Consider the following 14,963-nt stretch of genomic DNA (forward strand, 5'->3'; position numbering starts at 1 on the left):
TGATTGTACCACTGAATCTTTTGTCCCTGCTAGCTCGAATACGCTCTATCTGTAAACAAAAAAAGCCCCTCACGAAAGGAGCCTCTTCCCCAGTTTTATTTCACAATAAATAAAATTCTTTTTCCATCAGGATAGCCGCTTATTTGGTGTCCGACCCATGAGCCTGCTCCTCTATTATCTGATGGACTGACATATTGAACACTTGCACCCTTTCCTCCCTCAAGACAAACCGCCATCGGCCATTCATCCCGGTCAAAGCCAGGCTTTGTGGGAATTCCTTTTAACGATTCTTGCCTGCGGACATCTGCCCCGTTTCGGTCAATGGTACACACATCTGAATGCCCTTTTCGAATGGCTTCTTGAATATGACTGCCTGTTTCAGGATACCGTTCCTTTGGAAATTGAATGACATGATCATAACGATCTGCCCCTTTTGCCGCCTGATTCTCTCCAATTCCACTTAATAACACACCCATCCATATCACAAAGCATAGGACGACAGCAGTGAACCAGTCTCTCCTCATCTTCAAAAGCTTGTGACCCCCTCATACTTCTTCAGGTATGATCTTGACTTTAAGGAAATGAGTCATTTTTAATGTATGAGTGGTTAACGGATGACATGTGAAAAAAATGATGATTATGAGCCGCTTGATGAATCTCTCAGATTAGAAAAATAGAAAACCAGCAAATTCTGTTCAAAACAAAAAAGCTCGTCCCCTTTGAAGGAAACGAGCTTTATGCTCTATTTTTTATTGCGCTTTCGCATAGTTTACAAATTCAACAAAGGCTGCTGTAGCTTTTGGACCACCATTGATCGTTCCATTTGAATAGCCTGCGTTATGAACCCCGACGATTTGTTGGTTCTGATCGAGCATCGCAGAACCTGAATTTCCGCTAAACGTATCAATCGTATAGTATGCTAGATTCGTATCTTCTCTCGTCACAGGACCTGACATCTCCCACTGTGACACCTTGCCAGTCGACCTCATTTTATCTCCTGGATATCCAGAAATTTTAATCGTTGTTCCAGTCAGATTTGTCACCTGACGGATGGAGCGGTAACCGACCGTATTTCCGATGTTCGTATCTGTTTTAATGACGGCAAAATCATATTGGCTCGCACCTGTATTGATATATCCGCTTGGGACATAGAATTCAGTCATGTTTGCTGAGCCGTTCACGGCCGTACTATCATTCATGCCTGGATACACAGACCCTTTTGCACTATAGCTTCTCGATGCTGTATTGTACACGCAGTGTCCGTTTGTCAAAATTTTGTTGGGGGCAATGAGTGTACCAGTACAGCTGGACCCGCCAAATGTAATATAAGCAATCGAATTGTATGGCGCAACTCTTGTGTTCGCTACTTTTGTTCTACCATCGTCTCCAATGACTACTTTTGTTTGAAAGTCTTTTAAATATTTTGTTAGTGGTTTTACTTTTTCGCCAACAGTAGAAGAAAGATCATCCACTTTGTCAAAGGATGAGGGGGCTTTCGTATCATTGTGGAAATCACTTGAAGAGATTACCTTTCCATCAGAAGTCACCATGTCATAATCAGACGTTAGTACTGAATCCGAGGCGGCATGGGCAAAACTAGGCACACTTAAAGCACCAAAAACGAGTAGAGAAGGGATTAACATTTTCACCTTTTTCATCATATTCCTCCTTTATGTCCTATATAAAAAATCATACGATTGTTTCATATTGGAGTAAATGAGAGAATATTCTTATTTTTTACAAAATATTTCATTTTTAAATTAGGTGTTTTGTATCTTCCCAACATTCATTCTATCTCTTTCTATGTAGAAAAAAACCGCCAAATTGGCGGTTTTCGCTGTTTGTTAGCTCCATACATCTTTTACATATCTATTGTCATTTGAAAGTGATGTCAGCCAATTTTCAGCTGTTTCTTTCGAGCACTGTTTCACGGCTTGATACAGATCGACAAGTGTAGCCTCTACATCTGGTGCCATGACTTTTCCATCCCCGCAAATATACAGATACGCACCTTGATCAAGTAATTCAATAAGCATGTCGCCATCCTCTTTCATCAAGTGCTGGACATACACTTTTTGCTCATCATAACGAGAGTAAGCCCTGTGGATGGAGACAACTCCTTTTTGCTCTGCCAGCTGCATTTCCTCAAAATACAGATCATCTTCATGAGGGTGACGGCAGCCAAAGTAAAGATGGGCTTCACCAAGTTGTTTTCCTTCATGCTGCCACACTTCTCTTGCCTGAATAAACCCTCTAAATGGGGCAATTCCTGTTCCTGGTCCGATCATGATCATCGGTATTTCAGGTGAAGGCGGCAGCTGGAATCCTGCCTGCGCTTCATGCAGGAAGCAGGCCACTTCTTCTCCTTCTTGCAGATCACATAAATAGTTTGATGCGACCCCGGCGTATTCTCCGCGGCCACTCCACGCTTCGCCTTTCACAACTGCTACTGTGATACTGACCCTTTCTTCATCTACCTTTGGTGAGCTAGAAATCGAGTAATAACGCGGCTTCAAACCTGGTAAAAGCGCCAAAAAGTGTACAAAGGGCAGCTCACACGCTTCATATTGATCTAATAAATCCAGCATGGTCACTCGCTTCTTTAATATGGATTCTTGATAGGATTCACCAGCCATTTGTTCAAGTTCTATTCGGTGAGGCGGACATACTGTATATTTTGCAAGCTCTCTTAGCTGCGTACGTGTCGCAGGCTCTTGAAGCTCAACATGTGACGCGAGTAGTTCTCTGATTTGAACCGGCTGATCTAATGGTAAATGACTTGCCTCTTTTTCAGAAGAAAGCTTAATATGCTGCTGAGGATCTAGTTTAAAGCGATTGGTCACCCGCTGAACGAGTGCAACACTATTTTTCGGTACAATCCCGATATGATCTCCTTCTTTGTATTGTTTCCCTTCAGGCAATTTCAGTTCAATATGCCTTGTTTGCCGTGGGCTTTTTTCAGATTGTAATTCTGTATTTCTCAAGACAACAGCTGAAAAGGCACCATATGTTTTCGCCACAGGACGTTCCACTAGCTCATTCGTATAAGCAACTGATAAATTTGGCTTTTCCTGATTTTTCTCTTGGAAAGTGATATTAAATTCTTTTGAAAGCTCTTCGAAAACAGTCTTCTGGAATATTTCTTTATCTTCATCCATGTCACCGCCTGCATCGCCTTCGCCTAAATCAGCAACACGCTTCGCTCCTTTTCTTTCAAATGCCTCATCAATGAGACGTGGAATACGCTGATACGTACTCGCCCAATTTCGATCTCCACATCCAAAGACTGCAAATGTCACGTTTGATAAATCCTGCTCCTCATCCTGCGTCACCCAATCCACAAATTGTTTCGCATTGTCAGGCGCATGTCCGTTGTAGGAAGCCGTCACGATCAATACAGCGCCTGAATCTGGTAATTGGCGTGTATAGTCATCAAGTGGTGCAGTGGTTACGTCAAACCCTTTTGCTTTTCCGTCTTCAGCAAATTCGTTTGCCATTTGCTGCGCTGTGCCAAGATTTGATCCATACAAGACAAGCAGAGGTGTACCGTGACTGGCCACTTTTGACTCATCAGATGCAGTGCTTTTTTTCGGTTCCTCTTTCGGAGGTGCCATAAAGAATTGCTGCTTCCTTGGCCGCACTTTGATTTTAAAATCGTTTGGCTTAATCGTTAAAGATTCTTTTAAATCAAGTTTATATGATGTGTGATCAATCAATTCCAGATTGTGCAGAACCATAGCCAGAACCATAGTGGCTTCATGAAGTGCGAATTGCATACCAATACATGCACGCTGGCCGTTCCCAAAAGGCTTATAGGCATGCTGTGGGATGTTTTCAGGATGCATAAACCGCTCTGGTTTAAATTCTTCTGCATCCTCTCCCCAAACCGCTTGATCACGGTGTAATTTAGGAAGCAGCACAGTCACACTTTGATTTTTCTCAATCGGATATTCCCCTCCGATCACTGTGTCTTCTTTAGCGTAAAGTGAGAAAGAAGGGGCAGTCGGCCAAAGTCGAAGTGCCTCATTTAACACCATACGGGTGTAGCTTAGCTTTTGTACCTGCTTAAATGTCGGCAGCCCGCCTTGCAGCACATCATCTGCTTCTTGAACGGCTTTCTTTAATTTATCTGGATTCTTTAGTAAGAAATAAATCGCAAATGATAGCAGACCGCTTGTCGTTTCATGCCCCGCTATTAAGAAGGTAATAATCTGATAACGGATATTTTCATCTGACAGACGCTCACCTGTTTCAGGATCCGTTGCATGCAGCATTAGGGACAGCAAATCATCGCCCGTTTCATCTTGTTTTTTACGTTCTTTAATAATGTCATCTACTAACTGTTTCATGAAGTCGACATTATGCTCAAATTCTTTTCTTCTTTTGATCATTAACTTATCTGCAATCGGCCATCTCTTCGATTGGTCCATCGCTTCATTTAAGCCTTTCAGCATGCTTTCGATGAATGGATGCTGATTTTCTTTATAAAAGCTGTTAAATCGAAAATCAAAACCGCAAAGCCCGATCGTATCTAACGTAAGCTTTGTCATATCCTCTGCTACTTCAATTTCTTCATCAAGGCCTGATCTTTGCCATTTTTGCACAAGCTGCGTTGCAATATCGAGCATCATCTCGTGATAGCCCTTCATGGCCTGCTGGCTAAACGCCGGCATCAAGATTTGATGAGCTTTTCTCCAGTTTGGTTCTTCTGTCCAGCTCGTAAATAACCCATCCCCAGCAAATGCTCTTGCTTTATCGAGGCTAATCCCAATGTATTTATCAAAACGGCTCTCATCACATACTTCTTGAGCAAGCTCATGACTGGAAACAAAAACACTAGTTGTTTCTGAAAATTCAAATTGAAAGATCGGTCCAAGCTCATCTGCCAGCCGCCAAAAAGTTTGAGAAAGCTCTCCCTTTTTCAGCAGGGGAATATTTTTTAACGGTCCGTATGTTTTTGGTTTTGGAATGATTGATGTTTGTTGCATGTTCCCACTCCCTTTATTTCATTATGATGCAACGCTAATGGCGCGCCATAAACATTGCTCAATTTCCTCTAAAAATTCAATCGTTGGCTCTATTTCTTCAGCAAGGATCTGTTTATGAAGCTGTACAAAGGCGCCAAATACAATTGATAAAATGGTTCTACCAGAGAGATTTGGGTGAATCCCATCCTTCTTCCCTTCTTCAAAGATGTGAAATAGTTCATTTAATAAATGCTGCATTTTCTCTTTGCTCGTCTCATCTAAGTAATGTGACCGTTTATCAATTTCTAAAAAATAAAGACCGCTTGGATTCTCCTTTGTAAACAAAACCAAGCAATAAAATACATGCTTGAAGTAAGCCCTAATACTTCCCCTTGGATCTGGACTGTTTTTGTTCATTTTTTCGATAAATGCAGTGAGGCTGCGCTGGTACAAAATATTGACGAGTGCTTCTTTGCTATCGAAATACCGATAAATGGTACCTGCTCCGACGTTGGCTCTTTTTGAAATCATCGGCATCGTGGTGCCATCAAAGCCTCGTTCAATAAATAAGTCCAGTGAAGCCTTCATGATCTGCTCTTGTTTATCAGGAGCTGCTGGCATTTTATCCCCCTCCTCTCGCTTTAGGAATGAATGTTCATTCCGCATGGGGTATATTATATTAATATTTTAATTTCTTCTATTTATACTTAAACACACTTATTTTACCCCGTCACCACATTTTCTGAAAATAATAATAATTGAGAAATGATACCTAGTTACATTGCATCCAAAGGACTTATAAATATTGGCAGTTTTGTGACATGCGGGTGTCCTCAGCACTACATATTCATTCCTGATCGATTGGAGAATGAATGTGATCATCATAGGCATCAATATATACCTCCCTTTACTTGCGTGGACGGCGTATCCTCATGTACCCATTACAACATCATGATAAGCTTTTTTGTTCCATTCAATGATTTCTTTACTGGAAAGCATTTTGACCTTCACTCCTTTCCTTTGTTCAGACTATATTATTAAAAAGGGAATTCAGAAATCGGTGATATTGCTGCCAGTTAATCTACAACAATTTGAGGTGGAACATGTGTAATGTTGATGAGTACAACATTTTAACAGGAGCTTGGATTGATGCGCTTGGTACAATCATTTCTGCAATTGCAGAAATCAGATCTTTAGCAGGAATGAATGAAATCAATAATAAACTTGTAGCAATTGGAGAAGGTCTGCAAGCAGTCGGATCTTTTGTTATAGCAATAGCGCCTGAGGAGAATTCTTATGCTTTTACTGGAAACTTAATTGATGGTGCTGGTGCATCAACAAGCTCATTAGCTGCTTATTTACAAGATGTGGAGGGTGAAAATTCAGATAATCTTCGTCTAGAGATACTTGGTGATTCCTTTCAATCGATTGGTGCCTCTATCGCTGCTACTGGAGATTATATCATTGGAGAGCAACTATTTGCTGTTGGTAATTCGATTCAAGCATTAGGTGCTGGTTTAGAAGCAATTGGTGGCGTTTATGAATTAAAAAACAAGGAAGAAGGAGCACAAATTCTATCCACTTTGGGGGCTATTTCACAGGCAATTGGTTCAAACTTTGTTGCCCTTCTCTTAACTGATGAGTTCATAGCCAGCAACATATGTCCATATAAAGAGACTTGGAGGGGCTAGAAATAGACCTATATATTGAGACTACTTGCGCTCGCCGCTTATTCCTCTTTAAGCCATTTCAACCTTCCCTGATCCATATATCAACACTTTTAATAATCTTTTTTTCTGCATATTTTCTGCACATAAGAAGAGAAAGGACTAAAACAAAGATTATTTTAGTCCCTCTGGCAACTATCTCAGCTCTTGTTTAGAAAGACTCTTTTTTACACTATGCATTTATTTCGTCATGATTCAATTGGGCTGCTTCATTTTGCTCAAATTGTGATCGCAGCTCAATAATTGAGCGTTTTCTCACATTCTCTGGTTCTTGCTCAAGCAGCCACGTATAAAATCTTGCTTGCTCCGCCGTTTTGAAAGCCTGCATATATTTTTGCGCGGAACGTTTCTCTGCAACGCGCTGCTTAATAGCACGCATCTGCTTCCAGAATTGATAATAAGGAAGCTTGAGCTTGGTCATAAAGCCTCTGTCATCCTCAATGACATATCCCTCTTCTTTAATCGAGTTGTCATGAGATACTGCCTGATACCATTTATAAAAAGACGTCCAATCCTGGAACGCAGCCACTTTCTGCTTGGATGACATTCCAAGCTGTTCACTTAATCTTTTCACTTCAGCAAATGGTGCTTTTTCATAGCTCAGCTGCCGCTTCACAATATCAAGTAAAATAAGTTGATCTTGATCATATGTGATAATATGTGGATCTTTCTCTGGCAAAATGACTTCAAACACAAGAGATACATTGTTGTCACGTACGTATGATTTGATGTAGTCGACCTGCACATTGTCAAAGGTTGCAAAAAATAGCTCTTCGACCCAGGAAGCATGCGGATTTTGCTTCACATGTGATGTATACGATTTGGATGTAAACACCAATTCATCCTCCATTTCGTTATACCCAACAGTTCCTAAGTATCCATTTGCTTTATCATATACGGTGACAGGGAATTGTAGGTGATTCACTAAATGCTGCATTCTTGTCTCAGGACGCTCATCAATGTTAAAAAATTTATTATAGCTTCTAGAAACAATCTGCTTTGAAGCCATATTGACAAACAAACCTCTTGCCTTCACATTCACGTCGTCCCATTGCCGTTCACTAAAAGCCTTTTTTGTAAAATTAAAAGATGAAATGTGGTGCGGAAGCTTTAATTCCTGTACGTACTCATGCTGATCTAAATGAGCCAAAAAATCCTCCAGCGAAATATCTGGTTGAACAGAGACCGATTGTTTTTTCTCAGAGGCTCTATATACAGGATTGTCAATTTCATATGTCTCAATCCCGTCAGCTGTGATTTTCAGCACCCGCAGCTGTCCGCCAAATTCAACCTGACCTTCGAGGTTATAAGACCTATCTGCTGCTTGAATAGGCAGCCTGTATAAATTGCGATGTCCATGAATTTGAATGATATCTAATCCAGCTGTGTTTTGAACGAATAAGTGGTCAATGTCATCTGAATATTCCCCTACTCCGTGAATAAGCTGCTGGGTCGAGACATGCAGAAGCTCTTCTGGCAAATGAGCAAGCCCGCCATGGGTGACAAGATATGTCTGGCCATGGTACGTAAAATAAGTAAGCTGATGAAATGTTCTGACAAACTTTCTTACTTCTTTTAAATCAAAGTCCCCTGCTTCGATTTCAGGCGCAGTATGACGATTAAACATGTTGCTTCTTACTTTTTCGCCATGTGCAAACCGGTATAAATGCTGATCATGATTGCCTTCGATCACAATGACATTCCGGCATTCTCGATGTGCGAGCATCCATTCTAAAACTTCTTTGTTTTCTATTCCTCTATCAAGCAAATCACCTGCAAAGATGTAAAGTTCGTTTTCTTTGATGTCCCCTTGCAAATAGGTGTTAAGGGCTGTATGACAACCGTGAATATCACCGAAGACATGAATGGCCTCATATTGATCAAAGGATCGAGACTGATAGGTCATCACGTGCGGATATTCCTCTGGCTGCAAAACGGTCACCCACGACGGTACCTTTTCTGTTTTTAACCGTTCGTTCATTTGATACAAAACAGACTCCCTCACAACTTTGTGCGGTTCTCGTGAGCGATTTTGCAGGAGGGCTGTTTCAAGTGGCACTTGCGTGAAATCGACGACATACACCCTGTAACGATACGTAGAAGCTAACGACTTATATTGAGAAATCGACTTGCTTGTGACATGTGTCGCATCAATCACAGTAAAGTCTCCGCGTTCCATTCGGGCTGTGAGTAAATCAAATAATAAAGACCACACTTTATGATCATGCTTGCTCGTAATTTCCGGTTTCCCATTGACTGATAACTGCGGCGGCTGGGTCAACAAACGGATCTGATCAGCTGATAAAGTATATGGCTCTAAGCCTTGCTCTTTGATCCATGTTGATTTACCTACACCTGGGAGACCTCGTAAAAGGACTAAAGTTCTCATATTGGTTCTCCTTTAATGAGTGATATTTTACCTATTATAGATAAATTATGGATAAATCTCAATCTTTTATTGATTATGGTAATATATAGATAGAGAAGGAGGTTTTACACATGTCTAATGGAGAGAATGTTGCATTCAACATTGGAGATATCATATTTCAAGTATTTCCTCTTCTATTCATCGCATTTATCGTAACAAGCATTGTCATCGCATTTCGAATGATTAGAAAGAAACGAATGGAATTAAAGAAAGTCGAGGCTAGATTAAACCAAGTCATTGAAAAAAATCATTTAAAAGAGTAAAAAATCCGGAGATTAACCGGATTTTTTTGTTTTCATCACGATCCCTTGACGCTGCTGCATCAAAAAGAAAAAGACACCTAAAAGGACAAGCAGACCGCCTAACATTTGAAACAGTGTGACTTTCTCTCCAAGCAGCAATACAGCAAGTATCGTGGCCCCAACAGGTTCACCGAGAATACTCATTGAAATGGTTGTCGCATTGACATAGGTTAATAACCAATTGTTAATGACATGAGACATGGTGGGAATAATGGCGAGCAATAAAAAGATTCCCCATTCTTTTCCCGGATAGCCTGTAAAAGGAGTGTGCTGAAGCAGGTTGAAAAGAATTAAAAAAAGGCCGGCAAAACCAAATACACAAAAACTATAAATCCAATGAGATATTTTTCTCACAGCTTGTTGGCCTATTAATAAATAACAAACAACTGCAATCACACTTAAAAAGGATAAAATATCTCCTACAATTGCTTCCTGGCTATGCCCTATATCTCCCCACCCAATCATCAGTGCACCAACAATCGCCGCACACATCGTGAATATAGCAGACATCGTTGTTCGTTCACGGAAAATGAGAAATCCACCTATCAGGGACACCATCGGCTGAAGAGCGATGATAATCGTAGAACTTGCCACTGTAGTCAGCTTCAGTGAGCCAAACCACAACACAAAATGAAGTCCTAAAAAGAAGCCTGACATACATAATAAAAACCAGTCTCTACGCTTAATCGAGAGAAACTCTTTTTTCCGCGGCAGGATAAACGGAAGCATCAAAACAGCCGCCAAGATCATTCGATACATACTTAAAATAGCAGCAGGAGCACTTGACCATTTCACAATAATTGCAGAGAACGAAATGGCAATAATTGAAATTACAAGCGGCACTGCGATTGACTTCTTTAGAACAGTTGTATTTATTTCCATAAGCAGCTTCCTTTACATCAGCAGTAGATGAACTTCTCACCTTGTATGTCGTCATCTTACTATGTCCATTCACCTAGAGGCAAGATGATTTTTTAAAATGTTTGAAAGCTGTTTTCATATAAAAAAAGGCTCTCTTCACGAAAGCCCTCATTCATCATCTATTAATAGATAAACGGCCCGAACCGGACCATGAACCCCAACCACTAAATTCATTTCAATATCGGCAGAATTACTCGGGCCTGATATGAAATGAATGGCTCCTTTCGCCTGCTCTCCCTCCTCTACCAAGCAATTAAGAGCCGAGACGGCCTGAATCATCCGCGGAACAATCGAGCTTTTTTCTATACACACGATATACATCATCGGTAAAAAATGAAGCGCTCTTCCTTGACCTTGATGAGATGAAAGAACAACTGTGCCAGATTCTGCAAGTGTGTAATCACTGAACACAACCGCATATTTCGCTTGTTCTGCCTGCCTTATATTTTCATCCCTTGATGCATCTGCATCCCAGCTGGTGACCGAGATTCCTTCTTTTTGCAAGCAAGCAAACATAGGATTGAATCCATATTGCTCAAAACGTCTATCACGCGAGGTCATCACGGGACCCTCTCCATACTCTGTCATCAATAATCGTAATAGAGAGGGCACTTCCTCCGGCGTTGTTTCTATCACTCTTGTATGAATTTGTTGACATTGCTTCTTCAATTGCTCCACCAATTCCTCTTTAGACAGAAGTCCGTTTGTTTCCCACTGTACTTGATGCTTCCATCCCGGACGCTGAATAGATGTAGATGGAGAGGAGCCTTTGCCTAATTGCTGCTGGATATGAGCTAAAAACGAATTTCGATGAGAAATGGTTCCCTTCATGACCGTTCCTCCTTTTGTTTCTTTTTAAACCAATCCCGAAATCTTTCTTTACTTGGAGCTGGCAGGTCACGAATATCTGTCCAATTCTTTAAAGGACCCATTCCTTTTGAAATCCGTCCGTTTGAAGCCATATGATTCATCAAAACAGGTGCTGCTTTTGTTCCGAATTGATACATCCCGGGAGTCGATGCCCCCATTCCGAACATTTTCATCGCCATCATTTCAGCTTTAGGCGCTCTCCCCTCTTTCTCAACGATGACTTGTCTATGTTTAATTAATAGCTCATGAAGTGGAATCTTCACTGGACAAGCATCGGTGCAAGCTGCGCAAAGGCTTGACGCAAAGGGAAGCTCTTGATAGTCATCATAGCCGCCAAGAAGAGGTGAGAGAACAGCTCCAATCGGACCCGGATAAATCGATCCGTACGAATGTCCGCCAACATGCCGGTAAACCGGGCACACATTGATACACGCTGCGCACCGGATGCATTGCAGAACAGGCTGAAAGGCTGTACCTAATATATTTGACCTTCCGTTATCAACAATGACCAAATGAAATTCTTCTGGCCCATCGACCTCTTCTTCTCCTTTTGACCCCACGACAGAAATATAACTTGTTAATTTTTGGCCGACTGCGCTTCTGCACAAAAGACCAACAAGGACATCCAGCTCCTCCATTGTTGGAACAAGCCGCTCCATCCCCATGACAGCTATATGCGTCTTTGGTATGGCCGTGACAAGATCCGCATTCCCTTCATTTGTCACAAGACAAATGGAACCTGTGTTGGCCACAGCAAAATTACAGCCGGTCACGCCAATATCTGCTTCGAGGAATTTTTCTCGTAAGATTGCTCTCACAAAGCTCGTCATATCTTCAGGGGTTTCTGACATGTCATATCCGAGCTTTTCGTGAAACACGTCCCGTATTTGTTCTTTCGTCATATGAAGGGCAGGTGCCACGATATGTGAAGGCGGTTCATGATCATCTACTTGCAGAATATATTCACCAAGATCGCTTTCGATCACCTCACAGCCGATCTCTTCAAGTGCTTGATTCATTTCAATTTCTTCAGTGACCATTGATTTTGATTTGACAATCTTTTTGGCCGCTTTTTTTTGTGCCACACCTTGAATATACGCTGATGCCTCTTCCTTTGTTTTCGCAAAAAAGACATGACCTCCGCGTTCACTCACACTTTCGCTTAATTGATATAAGTAGTCGTCAAGGTGAGCAAGTGTATGTTGTCTGATTTCCTCGCCAAGTTCACGCCACTTTTCCCAATTGCCAAGCTCTTCGCTTGCAGTCATCCGCCTTTGATACAGGCGCTCTTGTGCCGAAGAAACAGCTCCTCTCATGACAGCGTCTTCTAAGCCTTCCCCGATTCGCTCTTTAAAGGCCTTCTCTCCAATTTTCATACTCATATGCCGTTCCCCCTCTTCGCATCAGCGGCTATTTAATACTTCTGCAATATGCATCACCTGGATTGGTTTTTCAAGGCGGTTCAATCTTCCGCCAATATTCAGCAGGCATCCACAGTCAGCACCAATGATATATTCAGCGCCTGTTTCCTCTATGCTTTGCACTTTTTCATCGACCATCTGCTCAGATATGGGTGTCATTTTTACTGAAAAGGTACCTCCAAATCCGCAGCAATTTTCTGCTCGGGGCAAAGGTTCTATCGTCAAATCTTTGACATTTGACAACAGTGTGAAAGGCGCTTCCATAATTCTTAGCAGTCTCGTCATATGGCAGGAGGTATGGTAGGTTGCTTTTCCTTTAAAACTCGCACCTACATCTGTTACGTGTAAAATATCTACAATAAATTCCGTTAATTCATATGTTTTCGCAGCAAGTGCCTCAGCCCGAGCTGTCCACTCTGGATCTTCTTTCAAAAGATGAGGATATTCTAAAAACATCGCCTTACAAGAACCTGATGGTGTCACGACATATTCAGCTGATTCAAAGGCTTTGATCATGTTTTTCGCTGCTTTGATTGTTTCTTTTGTATAGCCGCTGTTAAAGGCTGGCTGTCCGCAGCACACTTGTGCTTCTGGAAATTCCACTTCAACACCGAGCCGTTCTAACACCTCGACTGTCGCCTTTCCTACATTCGGCTGCATGGTGTCAATTAAACAGGTGACGAATAAACTGACTTTCATCGGCGAACTTCCCTTCTTTTGCTGCATTTTGATTCATCCTTCTGGTCATCTGATGACTAAATAACAGGCCTTAATTTCATTTTAATCCCAAATTTCTGAAATTTCAACGAAGTGGTTTGTCTAAAATTTGTACTTAATGCTCGTGTGGCAGCATGAAAAAAAACGCCCTTTTGATAGGCGTTTTTTGATGTTTAGTTTGAAATCAATTCACGAATTCTTTCTTCAATAGGCGTTAACGGACGGCCTAGTAATGATTCGAAATCTTGGCTTTCAACGGCTAGAGCACCATCGCGAATGCCGCTTTGAATGGCTTTGACAAATGGAACAGCCTCTTTTGGTACACCATTTGAAGCTAAAAATTCTCCAAATGTGTCTACATCGATTTTCTCTACTTTGATCTCTTTTCCGCTCACCTCACTGACAATTTGTGCAAGTTCAGTGTGCGTCCGAAGAGGTCCTGACAATTCATATATTTCCTGGTCATGCACCGGAAGTGTTAACGCATTTGCCGCCGCTTCTGCATAGTCATTTCTTGTCGCCCAGCCAACTTTCCCTTCACCAATAGGGCTTAAAAATGGTGCGCCGCTGACTGATGCCAGAATGGTGTCTTTTTCATTTTCTACATACCAATTGTTTCTTAAAAACACATGAGGGATGCCAGAGGCCAAAATCGCTTCTTCTGTTTTTGCATGGTCATGGGCAAGGACAAGCTGACTCTCTCTTGCATTGACCACGCTCGTATAAGCAATAAAGGATACATTTGCTGCTTTCGCCTCTTGGATGGCAGCCGTATGCTGCTTCACGCGGTCTCCATCAGCAGTTGAAATGATCAAAAGACGGTCAATGCCTTGAAACGCTGATGCAAGAGTGTCTGGCTGAGTAAAGTCTCCGTGGCGTACATCCACCCCAGCTTCCTTCAAATGCGCTGCTTTCTGCGGATCTCGAACACTCACCGCAATTTGTTCAGCCGGTACTTTTGTCAGCAAATGCTTAACGACGAGCGATCCAAGTTGTCCTGTTGCCCCTGTTACTAATAATTTCATTTGTTTGACCTCCTTATTTTGTCATTCAACGGTGATGCTTCATGGGTAGAACAGCTTCAGGCACAGCACATATTAGGTCATTTGTTATCATCATATCGGTTACAACAAAAGGTGTAAAAAAAGCTCAAAGGGTATGAGCTTCTTCTAATCTTCCTCCGTCAATAATTGCTTGATTGTCACTTGTCTTAGGCGATTTTCAAGTGCAGACTGCGCTTCTTTGAGTTCGTGCCGCAGTCTCGTATCCATGGCTTGACCGATCGGGCATGCGATGACTGGCTGATGAAAGTTAAATAACTCTTCACCCGCGCTTACATCTACAGCACGGTACACATCTAACAGCGTGATGTCCTCTGCCGGCCTTTTTAAATAAGCACCGCCTACTCCGCGGCGAATCTCAATGAGTCCCGCCCGTTTGAGCATCGCCATCATTTTTCGAACAATGACAGGGTTTGAATTGACACTCTCTGCAATAAAATCACCTGTACACTCTTTTGGAACACCTGCAATAAATGACAAAATATGAACAGCGATCGAATACCTGCTGCTAATTTGTTTCACAATCTTTCACCACCGTTGTAATCAATA

Annotated in this window: 13 protein-coding genes; 2 read left to right on the forward strand and 11 right to left on the reverse strand. The window is 41.8% G+C overall.

Annotation, left to right across the window (positions count from 1 at the left end; all coding sequences use genetic code 11):
- Positions 1 to 95: 95 nt before the first annotated feature.
- From R0K30_RS12035 to R0K30_RS12050, 4 genes are all read right to left on the reverse strand, one after another.
- The gene (locus R0K30_RS12035; RefSeq protein ID WP_410610947.1) at positions 96 to 476 is read right to left on the reverse strand and encodes a sporulation protein; all 381 of its coding nucleotides are present in this window, start codon (positions 474 to 476) and stop codon (positions 96 to 98) included.
- 273 nt (positions 477 to 749) lie between these two features.
- The gene (locus R0K30_RS12040; protein ID WP_099725722.1) at positions 750 to 1,658 is read right to left on the reverse strand and encodes a trypsin-like serine peptidase; all 909 of its coding nucleotides are present in this window, start codon (positions 1,656 to 1,658) and stop codon (positions 750 to 752) included.
- Positions 1,659 to 1,844: 186 nt separating this feature from the next.
- Positions 1,845 to 4,988: a bifunctional cytochrome P450/NADPH--P450 reductase gene (locus R0K30_RS12045; RefSeq protein ID WP_410610865.1), complete on the reverse strand. Its 3,144-nt coding sequence runs from the start codon at positions 4,986 to 4,988 to the stop codon at positions 1,845 to 1,847.
- A gap of 21 nt (positions 4,989 to 5,009) precedes the next feature.
- Positions 5,010 to 5,588 (reverse strand): TetR/AcrR family transcriptional regulator, encoded by a 579-nt coding sequence (locus tag R0K30_RS12050; RefSeq protein ID WP_410610867.1) that lies wholly within the window; start codon positions 5,586 to 5,588, stop codon positions 5,010 to 5,012.
- A gap of 482 nt (positions 5,589 to 6,070) precedes the next feature.
- Between R0K30_RS12050 and R0K30_RS12055 the strand changes: the two genes are divergently transcribed.
- Entirely contained in the window at positions 6,071 to 6,658 is a 588-nt protein-coding gene (locus tag R0K30_RS12055; RefSeq protein WP_099725725.1) for a DUF6944 family repetitive protein, read from the forward strand.
- A gap of 208 nt (positions 6,659 to 6,866) precedes the next feature.
- Here R0K30_RS12055 and R0K30_RS12060 read toward each other — a convergent pair whose 3' ends face one another.
- Positions 6,867 to 9,083 (reverse strand): RNA ligase, encoded by a 2,217-nt coding sequence (locus tag R0K30_RS12060; RefSeq protein ID WP_410610869.1) that lies wholly within the window; start codon positions 9,081 to 9,083, stop codon positions 6,867 to 6,869.
- 110 nt (positions 9,084 to 9,193) lie between these two features.
- Here R0K30_RS12060 and R0K30_RS12065 point away from each other — a divergent pair, with 110 nt between their 5' ends.
- Complete coding sequence (locus R0K30_RS12065; RefSeq protein WP_099725727.1) at positions 9,194 to 9,385, forward strand: hypothetical protein; 192 nt, start codon at positions 9,194 to 9,196, stop codon at positions 9,383 to 9,385.
- A 12-nt stretch (positions 9,386 to 9,397) separates the two neighbouring features.
- Here R0K30_RS12065 and R0K30_RS12070 read toward each other — a convergent pair whose 3' ends face one another.
- From R0K30_RS12070 to R0K30_RS12095, 6 genes are all read right to left on the reverse strand, one after another.
- Entirely contained in the window at positions 9,398 to 10,306 is a 909-nt protein-coding gene (locus R0K30_RS12070; protein ID WP_410610872.1) for a DMT family transporter, read from the reverse strand.
- 147 nt (positions 10,307 to 10,453) lie between these two features.
- Positions 10,454 to 11,176 (reverse strand): LutC/YkgG family protein, encoded by a 723-nt coding sequence (locus R0K30_RS12075; RefSeq protein ID WP_410610874.1) that lies wholly within the window; start codon positions 11,174 to 11,176, stop codon positions 10,454 to 10,456.
- Positions 11,173 to 12,597, reverse strand: a complete 1,425-nt coding sequence (locus tag R0K30_RS12080; protein ID WP_410610876.1) for a LutB/LldF family L-lactate oxidation iron-sulfur protein — start codon at positions 12,595 to 12,597, stop codon at positions 11,173 to 11,175. Before R0K30_RS12080 ends, R0K30_RS12075 begins: the two co-directional genes overlap by 4 nt.
- Positions 12,598 to 12,618: 21 nt before the next feature.
- Positions 12,619 to 13,335 carry a (Fe-S)-binding protein gene (locus R0K30_RS12085; RefSeq protein WP_099725731.1) on the reverse strand — a complete coding sequence of 239 codons (717 nt, stop codon included), beginning with the start codon at positions 13,333 to 13,335 and terminating at the stop codon, positions 12,619 to 12,621.
- A gap of 191 nt (positions 13,336 to 13,526) precedes the next feature.
- A complete protein-coding gene (locus R0K30_RS12090; protein WP_367307598.1) occupies positions 13,527 to 14,378 on the reverse strand; it encodes an SDR family oxidoreductase in 852 nt (283 codons plus the stop codon).
- Between the two features lie 144 nt (positions 14,379 to 14,522).
- Positions 14,523 to 14,936, reverse strand: a complete 414-nt coding sequence (locus R0K30_RS12095; protein ID WP_099725734.1) for an Rrf2 family transcriptional regulator — start codon at positions 14,934 to 14,936, stop codon at positions 14,523 to 14,525.
- Positions 14,937 to 14,963 lie beyond the last annotated feature (27 nt).

Origin of the sequence: Bacillus sp. SIMBA_154 (genome assembly GCF_046536015.1) — a bacterium.
Lineage (GTDB): Bacteria > Bacillota > Bacilli > Bacillales > Bacillaceae > Bacillus > Bacillus pumilus_P.

Coding starts and splice junctions, on each gene's coding strand:
- R0K30_RS12035 (WP_410610947.1), bottom strand. CDS start 476: ATGGGTGTGTTATTAAGTGGAATTGGAGAGAATCAGGCGGCAAAAGGG.
- R0K30_RS12040 (WP_099725722.1), bottom strand. CDS start 1,658: ATGAAAAAGGTGAAAATGTTAATCCCTTCTCTACTCGTTTTTGGTGCT.
- R0K30_RS12045 (WP_410610865.1), bottom strand. CDS start 4,988: ATGCAACAAACATCAATCATTCCAAAACCAAAAACATACGGACCGTTA.
- R0K30_RS12050 (WP_410610867.1), bottom strand. CDS start 5,588: ATGCCAGCAGCTCCTGATAAACAAGAGCAGATCATGAAGGCTTCACTG.
- R0K30_RS12055 (WP_099725725.1), top strand. CDS start 6,071: ATGTGTAATGTTGATGAGTACAACATTTTAACAGGAGCTTGGATTGAT.
- R0K30_RS12060 (WP_410610869.1), bottom strand. CDS start 9,083: ATGAGAACTTTAGTCCTTTTACGAGGTCTCCCAGGTGTAGGTAAATCA.
- R0K30_RS12065 (WP_099725727.1), top strand. CDS start 9,194: ATGTCTAATGGAGAGAATGTTGCATTCAACATTGGAGATATCATATTT.
- R0K30_RS12070 (WP_410610872.1), bottom strand. CDS start 10,306: ATGGAAATAAATACAACTGTTCTAAAGAAGTCAATCGCAGTGCCGCTT.
- R0K30_RS12075 (WP_410610874.1), bottom strand. CDS start 11,176: ATGAAGGGAACCATTTCTCATCGAAATTCGTTTTTAGCTCATATCCAG.
- R0K30_RS12080 (WP_410610876.1), bottom strand. CDS start 12,597: ATGAGTATGAAAATTGGAGAGAAGGCCTTTAAAGAGCGAATCGGGGAA.
- R0K30_RS12085 (WP_099725731.1), bottom strand. CDS start 13,335: ATGAAAGTCAGTTTATTCGTCACCTGTTTAATTGACACCATGCAGCCG.
- R0K30_RS12090 (WP_367307598.1), bottom strand. CDS start 14,378: ATGAAATTATTAGTAACAGGGGCAACAGGACAACTTGGATCGCTCGTC.